Here is a 7,027-nt window from a genome sequence, read left to right on the forward strand (position 1 = left end):
TTTTTCTGAATTTTCATAAGTATTATTTTTGACTATTAACTAAATTAAAGGTGGTGTTCAAGTGAAAAAAGTATGCTTTATTGCTTCAACAGGTGGCCATTTTGAACAGTTAATGATGTTAAAGCCACTAATGAATAAGTATGAAAGCTTTATAGTTACAGAAAAGACTGATTATTCTGTGGCTAAAAATTCTAAAAAAATATATTATTTAAATCAAGTAAATAGAAATGAAAAAACATTTATTTATAAAATGATATTAAATAGTTTTAATACCGTTAGGATATTTCTCAAAGAAAAACCTGATGTAATAATATCCACAGGTGCTTTGGCAACTATACCTATGTGCTTATTAGCAAAGATTTTTAAAAGAAAACTTATTTTTATAGAATCATTTGCAAAAGTTAATTCTCCAACTTTAACTGGAAGATTGCTAAGTAGATTTGCAGACCAATTTTATGTTCAATGGAAAGATATGCTTAAAGTTTATCCATATGCCATATATAAGGGGGGAATATATTGATATTTGTAACTGTTGGATCTCAAAAATTTCAATTTAATAGGTTATTAAGAGAATTAGATGTATTGGTTGAAAAAAATAGCATAAAAGAAAATATATTTGCTCAAACTGGATATAGTGATTATAAGCCTAAGAATTATCGCTTTAAAAATTTTTTAGACAGAGATGAATTTAAAGAAATAATGGAAATGAGCAATAAAGTAATTACTCATGGAGGTACTGGTGCAATAGTAAACGCAGTAAAACAGGGAAAAAAGGTAATTGCTATTCCTAGATTAAAGGAATATGGCGAACATGTAGACAATCATCAACTACAAATAATAGGTGAATTTGAAAAAATGAAATTTATTGATGTAGTAAAAGAAATAGATGAGTTGGAGAATGTAATAGAAAACATCGAAAATCATGAGTTGAAAGATTACATATCTAATACTGATGCCATAATTGAATCTATCGATGATTTTATCAGATAAAGTTTAGTATATACATATTTGTATACTTGAAAATATCAATACAAAAGAATTTAAATATATAAAATTACAAATTTAATATAGTCTTTATTAGGAGGTTATCTATTTGTTTTTCTAGTAATATTAGAAAAACAAATAAAATAATCTCCTATTTTTTTATTTTAATAAAATTTATAACTAATTTAATTTATATGGAATAAGTTTAAGCATAATTTGGAATACCTAAAGATATCTAAATCGAGTATTTGACCTATGAGATAAAAATATTTACAAATTTGTTAAGACTTTAAGCTATTACGTAAGACTAAGTTTTGTATTTGATATCTATGTAATAGTAGATTAACTTTATTAAATTAATGTATTTTGAAGGAGAAATTTGATTTGAATATATTGTATTTAAATAATGAAATGACAATTGGAGGCGTTGCAAAATGTATTTTAAAACTATCTAAAGAATTAAAAAATAATAATAAAATCATTATTGCCAGCAAAGCAGGGGGAGCACTATTACCAGAATTTGAAAAGTTGGGAATCATTAATTATCCTATTTTAGATGTGGAAAATAAGGCTCCACATAATATTATTTTAAATATAGAAAGACTCATTAAGTTAGTAAATGAGCAGAAAATTGATATAATTCATAGCCATCATAGGATGACTACTTTAATAGCCAAAGTTGTATCAAAGTTTACTAAAGTTGAGGTTATTCATACTCAACATTTATGCATTGAAAACAAGTTTAAGTTAACTAAATTGGCGCTAAGCAACATTAGTATTATTACTGTCAGTGAAGCAGCAAAAAGAATATTGATTCAAAAGAGTAGGTTAAAAGATAAAAATATAGAAACAATCTATAATACTATAGAGACTTATAGCGAAAACAAGGAAGTTGATTATGAACTAATAAAATTAAAGCAAAATGGTTATTTTATAGTAGCTCAGGTAAGCAGAATAGTTGACTATAAAGGGGTATATGATTTTGTTGAAGTAGCTAAGAGAACTACAAAAATAAATAGTATGATTAAATTTGTTTTACTTGGTGATGGTCCTGAATTAAATAACATAAGAGAAATTGTTAAAAATGAAAAACTTGAGAATGATATATATTTACTAGGATCAAAAGATAATGTAATAGAGCATTTAAAATATATCGATATATTAATTTTATGCTCCTATATAGAGGGATTACCTTTAGCACCATTAGAGGCGTTCTCGCAAGGGGTTCCAGTTGTAGCTACTAACATAGATGGAACTAATGAAGAAATTGTAAATGGGTATAATGGTTATTTGGTAGAAATGAAAGATATTGAATCGTTTAAAGAGAATATACTTAGACTCTATTTTGATAAAGATACATTCGTAAAAATGAAAAAGAATGCCGAAAGAAAATACAAAGAATTTTTTAATAGCGATGTATATATAAGTAAACATGTGGAAAAATATAAAAAACTAAAAGAAAATAGTTAATTTAACACTTAAATAGGAGAAAATATGAAGGGTATATACATAGCTAAAGTAGATGATGAATATAGTTTGGATATTGGAGTATCAAAAAAAATATTAGGAGAAATTAATGCATTCAGAAATATTGGTAACAGTATTGATTATATTAGACTAAAAAACAAAGAGATATATATGAATAATAAAAAACTAGGGACGACAGTTACTAGATATTTTGCGTGCAGAGATATATATAAGTGTATAAAGAAGATTAAATTAGATTATGATTTTGCTTATTTAAGATATTGCAGAGGTAACTATAATTTTTTAAGGATAATAAAATTATTACATAGAAATGGAATTAAGATTGTGGTAGAGATTCCAACATATCCATATCGATCAGAGATAGATAAAAAGAGTATTAAAGGCGTAATAGATTTAACTTTAGATAAAATTATAACTCCACTTTTACATAAGTATGTATTCAGAATAAGTGTTACAAGTGATGATAGTGATATTTTTTCAATTAAAACTATAGGTATAAATAATGGAATTGAAATAGATAGATTTCCAATGGTTAATCATACAAATAAAAGTTTTAATAAAATTAATTTGGTTGGTATAGGAAATTTAGCCAAGTGGCATGGTTATGATAGGGTTATAGAAGGACTAAATGACTACTATAAAGACAATATAAATAAGTGTAATGAGGAAGTAAATTTTTATATAATTGGCGAAGGTAGTGAGAAGAATAATTTACGAGAACTAACAGAAAAATATAAACTAAATGATTATGTTCATTTTCTAGGTGCTAAAAATGGAGAAGAATTAGATCATATCTTTGATGAAATGGATATAGGAGTATCTTCTTTAGCTTTATATAGAGCAGGAGGTGGGCATGATCCAATAAAATCTAAAGAATTTTTAGCAAGAGGAATTCCAATCATATTAGGATACAAAGATAGATTAATAAACATGGGTTTGCCTTATATTTTTGAAATAGAAGAAAACGATAAGTCTGTAGATATCAAAGTACTTCTAGAAAAATACAAAAACACTCACAATATAAGTTCGGAAGAAATAAGAGAATATGCAAAAGAAAATTTAACTTGGGAATTTCAAATGAAAAAGATAATAGTTGAGTTAAAACAGTTAATCTGGGAATACTAAGTTAGCACATAATTAATGGGGCAGTAAAGAGGTAATTATTATGAAGATATGCTTTTTAACAAATTCTATTTTTAGCTATGGGGGAGTAGAAAGAGTAGTTTCTGTAATAGCAAGCAGTTTAGCTGAACATCATGATGTCGAAGTTTTATGTACGTTAGATAAATATGCAACTAATAGAGAGTTATATAATTTGAATTCTAATGTACATGTTAATATTAATTCTGATATAAAAAAAATAGGTTCAGTATCAAAAATATTAAGTGGTGCTGGAAGAAAAATAAATAAAAGAACAGGTGTTTTAAACAATAAGAATATGATCCGGATTTTACAGAGAACCTATTATCCAACAGAATTAAAAGATAACTTTATAGAGTATCTAAATAACAAAAAATATGACGTTGTTATTGGGGTCGAAGGATATTTTTCATTACTGTTAGCTATAATATGTGATAAGTTAAATTGCAAAGTAATAGGGTGGCAGCATAATTCATATTATGCATACTTTAATACTCCAAATAAATATAATTATAAGCAGAATGCACTATTTGAATCATATCTAAAAAACTTAGATAAATATATTGTTTTAACCGATGAAGATAAGAATAATATAAGAAAATATTTTTTAGCAGATTGTGAGAGGATTTATAATCCGTTGAGTTTTACTAGTCCTTTAAAATCAGAATGTACTGAAAAAAACGTTATATCTGTCGGAAGATTAGTAAAAGATCAAAAGGGTTTTGATTTACTTATTAATGCTTTCAGCACTATAGCTGCAAAGTGTAGAGACTGGACATTAACAATTGTTGGGGATGGAGAAGAAAAGAATAATTTAAATGATTTAATAAATAGATTAAAGTTAAATAGCCAAATAAGAATTGAACCTTTCACAAATCAAATCCAGAAGTATTACTTAAATTCATCTATTTTTGTTTCATCATCAAGATGGGAAGGGTTTGGACTAGTAATAACGGAAGCAATGGAATGCGGAGTTCCAGTAATAGCTTTTGAAAACTCTGGTCCAAAAGAAATAATAAATAAAAATAATGAAAACGGGATTCTAGTTCCACGCAATAATATAGATGCCTTAGGAAAAGCTATATTTGATTTAATAAAAGATGAAGAAAAGAGAAAAAAGATATCAAAAAACTCAATAGAAAGAGCCAAAGATTTCAGCGTAGAAAACACAATTGAAAAGTGGAATAAGTTACTAAGTCAAGTGGTTAAAATTGAGAATTAATAATTTAGAATCGAAAAATAACTGTGAATTGATGAAGGATGATTATATGGAGTTACATCTTATAAAAAGAAATTATCGAAACAAAAAAATATTTATTATCTTACTTACTTCACTATTTATTTTTTCTCAAGAGTTAAGAGAAGGTTTATTAGGGAATACTTTTGCAGCCATAAATGTATTAAGTTTATTTAGTGTAAGTTTACTAATTTTAAATAATTTTAATGAGTTAAATAAATTAAAGTTTACCCTTTTCTATGTTGCTATAATAATTTATATATTTACGGCTAGTTTATATGAAGATAGCTTATTTACAATAATAAAGTGCATTATTGCATTTATTTTTCCATTGATATTGATAATTCAAGAGGTAAATAATAATTCGTTTGAAAATATTTTCAAATTAACCATTTTAACATTAAACACGGTAATAATTATCATAACCATTATAGGAATATGCGAAATAATATTTGGTATTAAAATAAATAATTATATCAGCATTTTTATGAGTCCAAGAACTCAGGAACAGATAATTGCAAATAGTATGTCTGATGAGGCAAAAAGATTATATTCATTTATGGGGCACCCTTTATTTAATACAGAATTATACTTGATGTTTTTAGTATTAAATATTTTATACAATAAATATTTGCAGCAAAGAAAATCTCCAGTATGGATATTAGTTGTTCCTACTATTGGCTTAGCTTTTACAGGAAGTAAAACTGGATTTGTACTTTTATGTGTTTCTGTTTTACTGTTATTTAAGAGTAGTAATATAATAAATAAAATTTTGTTAATTATGTTTGGATTAATTATTGCATTAAAAATTGGACTTTTTAATACTTTAATTTATAGGTTTACAACTGGTAGTTTAACTTCAGGAAGAAGTGAAAAATGGATTGAAATAACATCAATGAATATATTTCCAATTAAGTTTTTCACAGGGTATGGAAATGGTTTTACGTTTATTTTAAATTCTTATGTAGATTGGGCTTCCGCAGCTTTTGAATATCCGATTAGAATGTTTTCTTTAGAAATGGGAATTATAATGACTATTATGATTTACCTATTTATCATGGTTATACCAATAATAATACTTATGAAAAGAGGACATTGGGATTTGCTTTTAAGTTATTTAATTGTATTTGCAGATATTAATACCTTTAATGGAATAGCTATTCTTGGAGATAAAATGATGATATTAAGCTTATTCATATTTTTAATATTAAATTTATCTAAACTGATATACATGAAAGATGACATAAAGGAAGTATAGAGTATAGTATAAAATTCTTGAGTAGGAGTATTAATAATGAAATTAAAAATAAATGTAAGTGTTATTGTTCCTGTATATAAAACAGAAAATTATCTAGAAAAATGCATACATAGTATAGTTAATCAAAATCTAGATAATATTGAAATTATCATAGTAAATGATGGTTCGCCTGATAATAGTGAAAACATTATACATAAATTCTCAAGTAAGTATTCTAATATTATATATATAAAAAAAGAGAATGGTGGATTAAGTTCTGCTAGAAATATGGGACTAAAATATGCTAAAGGAGAGTTTATAGGATTTGTAGATAGTGATGATTACATAGATATAAATATGTATAGTAAAATGTTCAATAAAGCAGTTAAAGATAATTCGGATATAGTTATATGCGATATGAAATATGATTTAAAAGGAAAAGATATAAGTAATAATAAATTTGAGGATTTTGGAATTTTAGATAGAAATGAAACTCTATTAAGGTATCTAAATCACACTTATTTTAGATCTCATGCCCAAAATAAAATATATAAAAAAGAATTATTTAATGAAGTTAATTTTCCGGAAGGAAAACTCTTTGAAGATATGGCTACTTTCTATAAATTAGTACATAGAAGTAACAGGGTATCATTTATTAATGAAAAATTATATTACTATAATCAAGGTAATGAAGGAAGTATAACAAAGAAAAAATTCAACCTTAGGAATTTAGATCTAATTTATAATTCAGCAGACATGATAGATTTTTTCAAAGAAAATAATTACAAATCAGAAATAATAAATGGAAGCATAGAATTATATTTCTTTTCAGTTAAAACACTATTAGATATGTTGTATTCATCTAAAAAAAATATGGAGAACTTAGAGTTCAATAATATGAAAAAGCAAGTATTTAAAGAAATAAATAAAGATATCTATAT

Annotated in this window: 7 protein-coding genes; all 7 read left to right on the forward strand. The window is 25.3% G+C overall.

Annotation, left to right across the window (positions count from 1 at the left end; translation table 11 throughout):
* The first annotated feature begins 61 nt into the window (after positions 1-61).
* Positions 62-520 (forward strand): PssD/Cps14F family polysaccharide biosynthesis glycosyltransferase, encoded by a 459-nt coding sequence (pssD, locus tag CLCHR_RS18050; RefSeq protein ID WP_242966146.1) that lies wholly within the window; start codon positions 62-64, stop codon positions 518-520.
* Positions 517-990 carry a PssE/Cps14G family polysaccharide biosynthesis glycosyltransferase gene (gene pssE / locus CLCHR_RS18055; RefSeq protein WP_079441304.1) on the forward strand — a complete coding sequence of 158 codons (474 nt, stop codon included), beginning with the start codon at positions 517-519 and terminating at the stop codon, positions 988-990. Before pssD ends, pssE begins: the two co-directional genes overlap by 4 nt.
* A 378-nt stretch (positions 991-1,368) precedes the next feature.
* On the forward strand, positions 1,369-2,454 hold the full coding sequence (locus tag CLCHR_RS18060) for a glycosyltransferase (RefSeq protein WP_079441305.1): 1,086 nt from the start codon (positions 1,369-1,371) through the stop codon (positions 2,452-2,454).
* A gap of 24 nt (positions 2,455-2,478) precedes the next feature.
* Positions 2,479-3,597 (forward strand): glycosyltransferase, encoded by a 1,119-nt coding sequence (locus tag CLCHR_RS18065; protein ID WP_079441306.1) that lies wholly within the window; start codon positions 2,479-2,481, stop codon positions 3,595-3,597.
* Between the two features lie 40 nt (positions 3,598-3,637).
* Positions 3,638-4,834 carry a glycosyltransferase family 4 protein gene (locus CLCHR_RS18070; protein ID WP_079441307.1) on the forward strand — a complete coding sequence of 399 codons (1,197 nt, stop codon included), beginning with the start codon at positions 3,638-3,640 and terminating at the stop codon, positions 4,832-4,834.
* The gene (locus CLCHR_RS24920) at positions 4,824-6,107 is read left to right on the forward strand and encodes a hypothetical protein (protein ID WP_079441308.1); all 1,284 of its coding nucleotides are present in this window, start codon (positions 4,824-4,826) and stop codon (positions 6,105-6,107) included. The genes CLCHR_RS18070 and CLCHR_RS24920 overlap by 11 nt, the downstream gene beginning before the upstream one ends.
* A gap of 36 nt (positions 6,108-6,143) precedes the next feature.
* The coding region (locus CLCHR_RS18080) for a glycosyltransferase family 2 protein (RefSeq protein ID WP_079441309.1) at positions 6,144-7,027 on the forward strand (884 nt) is incomplete at its 3' end.

Source organism: Clostridium chromiireducens (genome assembly GCF_002029255.1).
Classification (GTDB): domain Bacteria; phylum Bacillota; class Clostridia; order Clostridiales; family Clostridiaceae; genus Clostridium; species Clostridium chromiireducens.